Annotated in this window: 7 tRNA genes; all 7 read left to right on the top strand. The window is 51.2% G+C overall.

Annotation, left to right across the window (positions count from 1 at the left end):
* The 7 genes from HMPREF9180_RS09965 (at nt 1) to HMPREF9180_RS09935 (ending at nt 608) form a co-directional block, all read left to right on the top strand.
* Nucleotides 1-72: transfer RNA gene (locus HMPREF9180_RS09965), tRNA-Asp, on the top strand.
* Between the two features lie 18 nt (nt 73-90).
* Nucleotides 91-163 (top strand) — tRNA-Lys (locus tag HMPREF9180_RS09960).
* A 5-nt stretch (nt 164-168) separates the two neighbouring features.
* Nucleotides 169-250: transfer RNA gene (locus HMPREF9180_RS09955), tRNA-Leu, on the top strand.
* Between the two features lie 12 nt (nt 251-262).
* Nucleotides 263-335: transfer RNA gene (locus HMPREF9180_RS09950), tRNA-Thr, on the top strand.
* A gap of 26 nt (nt 336-361) precedes the next feature.
* A tRNA-Gly gene (locus HMPREF9180_RS09945) sits at nt 362-433 on the top strand.
* Between the two features lie 7 nt (nt 434-440).
* A tRNA-Leu gene (locus HMPREF9180_RS09940) sits at nt 441-526 on the top strand.
* A gap of 8 nt (nt 527-534) precedes the next feature.
* Nucleotides 535-608: transfer RNA gene (locus HMPREF9180_RS09935), tRNA-Arg, on the top strand.
* The last annotated feature ends 83 nt before the right edge of the window (nt 609-691 follow it).

Below are 691 nucleotides of genomic sequence, written 5' to 3'. Positions count from 1 at the left end.
GTCCCGTAGTGTAGCGGTTATCACGTCGCCCTGTCACGGCGAAGATCGCGGGTTCGATTCCCGTCGGGACCGTAGTAACGAAAGTTATTAGACTCGTTAGCTCAGTTGGTAGAGCAATTGACTTTTAATCAATGGGTCACTGGTTCGAGCCCAGTACGGGTCATATTTGCGGGTTTGGCGGAATTGGCAGACGCACCAGATTTAGGATCTGGCGCTTAACGGCGTGGGGGTTCAAGTCCCTTAACCCGCATCATAAAAGTAAGCCGGCTTAGCTCAGTTGGTAGAGCATCTGATTTGTAATCAGAGGGTCGCGTGTTCAAGTCATGTAGCCGGCATTTTTTTAATATAACCAAGAGTCGATGCGAACGTAGTTCAGTGGTAGAACACCACCTTGCCAAGGTGGGGGTCGCGGGTTCGAATCCCGTCGTTCGCTTAGAGAGGCCGGGGTGGCGGAACTGGCAGACGCACAGGACTTAAAATCCTGCGATTGGTAACGATCGTACCGGTTCGATTCCGGTCCTCGGCATAATATGAGCACCCTTAGCTCAACTGGATAGAGTACCTGACTACGAATCAGGCGGTTAGAGGTTCGACTCCTCTAGGGTGCATTCACAATTTAATTCGGGAAGTAGCTCAGCTTGGTAGAGTACTTGGTTTGGGACCAAGGTGTCGCAGGTTCGAATCCTGTCTT

It is taken from the genome of Streptococcus peroris ATCC 700780 (assembly GCF_000187585.1).
In the GTDB taxonomy this organism is placed as follows: domain Bacteria; phylum Bacillota; class Bacilli; order Lactobacillales; family Streptococcaceae; genus Streptococcus; species Streptococcus peroris.
The sequence above is the reverse complement of the archived record's forward strand: the minus strand, read 5'-3'. Positions and strand labels throughout refer to the sequence as shown.